The sequence below is a fragment of the Variovorax sp. 01T439_2 genome, from assembly GCF_056398445.1.
The window spans coordinates 1-2,099 of record NZ_JBFTPJ010000991.1 but is presented as its reverse complement, the minus strand read 5'-3'; the positions used below and the strand labels follow the sequence as shown (position 1 = coordinate 2,099).

The window sequence follows — 2,099 nt, the reverse complement described above, 5'->3', positions numbered from 1 at the left end:
GGACTGCACCGAGGGCGCGCCGCTGATCCGGGTGGCGATGCGCGGCTTCGGCGTGATCTACCTGCCCTCGATCCTGGTGCAGTCGCACATCGACCACGGCGAACTGGTGCCGGTGCTGCAGGGCTATGCGCGCAAGGACATGTGGCTGTCGGCGGCCTACCTGCAGCGGCGCCACAACAGCGCCGCGCTGCGTGCGCTGCTCGACTTTCTGCAGACCCGCATCGGCGCGGGCGCGCGCAAGCAATAAACCGCCGGGCTCCGGCCGCGCTCAGCCGACGTGCTTGGCGAAGAATTCGAGCGTGCGCGTGCGTGCGAGCCTGGCGGCCTCGGCGTTGTAGGAGCCGCGCTGGTCGCAGTTGAAGCCGTGGCCCGATTCGTAGACGTGCACCTGCACCTCGGGATGCGCCTTCTTGAAGGTCTCGATGGTGTCCAGCGGGATCCAGTGGTCCTGGTTGCCGAAATGCGCGAGCACCGGCACCTTGGGCTGGCGCGCGGTTTCTTCCGGCGTGGTCATGCCGCCGCCGTAGTAGGGCGCCGCGGCGGCAATGCCCGGAACCAGGCTGGCGGCGCGCCAGACCAGCAGGCCGCCCCAGCAATAGCCCACGATGCCGACCTTGCCGGCCTTGGRGGCATAGGCCACGGCGGCCTCGATGTCCTGCAGCACGCCGGGCGCGGGCAGCGCCTCGACCGCGGTCTTCAGCGCGAAGCCGGCCTTCATGTCCTCGTCGCTGTAGCCGAGCTCGACGCCCGGCTTCACGCGGTGGAAGGTCGAGGGCGACACCGCCAGGTAGCCGTCGGCCGCGTAGCCGTCGGCCACCGAGCGGATGTGCGAGTTGACGCCGAAGATCTCCGGCACCACGACCACCGCGCCGCGCGGCTTGCCGGCGGGCTCGGCCACGTAGGCGGGAAAGGTGAAGCCGTCCTTGGCTTTCAGATCGATGAATTGACCCATGATGTCTTGCTCCTTGAATCGCAACTGAATGGAATGCCGGTTACTGGCGCAGCGCGCGCTCGACGAAGTCGAGCCGGTCCTGGCCCCAGAATATCTCGCCATCGATGACATAGCTTGGCGCACCGAACACCTGGATGTCGATCGCTTCCTGCGTGTAAGCCTCGTAACGCTCCTGCACCGCCTGGCTCTGCGACTGCTCCGCGCGCTTGGGCGACAGCCCGCATTCGACCACCAGCGAATCGAGCACCTTCGGGTCGCCGATGTTGCGCTCCTGCACCCACACGGCCGCGAACACCGCCGCGCACATGCGCATGGCGGCCTCGGTGCCGTCGTGCATGTCGACCGCGATGATGACCCGGGCCGCGTCGTCGCTGGCCACCGGGAAGAATTTCGGCTTGGTGTTCAGCGGCAGGCCGAGGTGGCGCGAGCAGCGTGCGAGGTCGACCAGCCGGTACGCCTGGCGCTGCGGCGCGCGCTTGCCCAGCGGCAGCCCGCCCGACACCGGGAACACGCTGCCCAGGTCGATCGGCCGCACGCGCACCGTGGCGCCGGCGGCCGCGGCGATCGCGGCAAAGCGGGAATGCCCCAGATAGGTCCATGGGCTCTGTGGCGCAAAGTAATAGTCAATGGTCTTGTCAATGCTCATGCGCATGCCCCCGATGATGTAATCCAAGCCAACGGTTTTAAYTGACACGCAGTTTCTCTGCAGGAGGTAGGTTTTGGACCAGGTGCTCTTGATCACGGGCGGCGGCCGCGGCATCGGCGCCGCCACCGCCCTGCTGGCAGCGCAGCGCGGCTACGCGGTGGCCGTCAACTACGCGAACAACTCGCTCGCCGCCGACGAGGTGGTGCGCGCCATCCGCGCGGGCGGCGGCACCGCCATGGCCGTGCAGGCCGACGTGGGCGACGAGGCCCAGGTGCTGGCCATGTTCGAGAAGGTCGATGCCCGGCTCGGCCGGCTCACGGCGCTGGTCAACAACGCCGGCGTCGTCGACGTGCAGGCCCGGGTCGACGAAATGAGCGTGGCGCGCCTGGAACGCATGTTCCGCGTCAATGTGATCGGCAGGCCCGAGGCCAGGTCGAGCATCATCGTGGGCACCTGGCCGCCCATCAGGTCGGTCATGGCGGGCGCGGCGCCCTTGTAGGG

Annotated in this window: 3 protein-coding genes and 2 pseudogenes; 2 read left to right on the top strand and 3 right to left on the bottom strand. The window is 68.6% G+C overall.

Going from position 1 to position 2,099, the window contains the following annotated elements; all coding sequences use genetic code 11:
* Window positions 1-247 (top strand): LysR substrate-binding domain-containing protein (locus AC1DOC_RS30865; RefSeq protein ID WP_478131244.1); only part of this gene is annotated, 247 nt, incomplete at its 5' end.
* A 21-nt stretch (window positions 248-268) separates the two neighbouring features.
* Here the strand turns inward: AC1DOC_RS30865 and AC1DOC_RS30860 are convergent.
* Together AC1DOC_RS30860 and AC1DOC_RS30855 are read right to left on the bottom strand one after the other, a co-directional pair.
* On the bottom strand, window positions 269-952 hold the full coding sequence (locus tag AC1DOC_RS30860; protein WP_478131243.1) for a dienelactone hydrolase family protein: 684 nt from the start codon (window positions 950-952) through the stop codon (window positions 269-271).
* Window positions 953-992: 40 nt separating this feature from the next.
* The gene (locus AC1DOC_RS30855; RefSeq protein ID WP_174545063.1) at window positions 993-1,598 is read right to left on the bottom strand and encodes a 2-hydroxychromene-2-carboxylate isomerase; all 606 of its coding nucleotides are present in this window, start codon (window positions 1,596-1,598) and stop codon (window positions 993-995) included.
* 73 nt (window positions 1,599-1,671) lie between these two features.
* Here AC1DOC_RS30855 and AC1DOC_RS30850 point away from each other — a divergent pair.
* Window positions 1,672-2,016: pseudogene (locus tag AC1DOC_RS30850) on the top strand (SDR family NAD(P)-dependent oxidoreductase); the annotation flags it as partial.
* On the opposite strand, the pseudogene AC1DOC_RS30845 reads toward AC1DOC_RS30850, so the two are convergent.
* Window positions 1,989-2,099, bottom strand: a pseudogene (locus AC1DOC_RS30845) (tripartite tricarboxylate transporter substrate binding protein); the annotation flags it as partial. The pseudogenes AC1DOC_RS30850 and AC1DOC_RS30845 sit on opposite strands and share 28 nt — an antisense overlap.

Excerpts from the sequence above, each read along its gene's own strand:
- AC1DOC_RS30855 (WP_174545063.1), bottom strand. The coding sequence starts at position 1,598 with ATGAGCATTGACAAGACCATTGACTATTACTTTGCGCCACAGAGCCCA.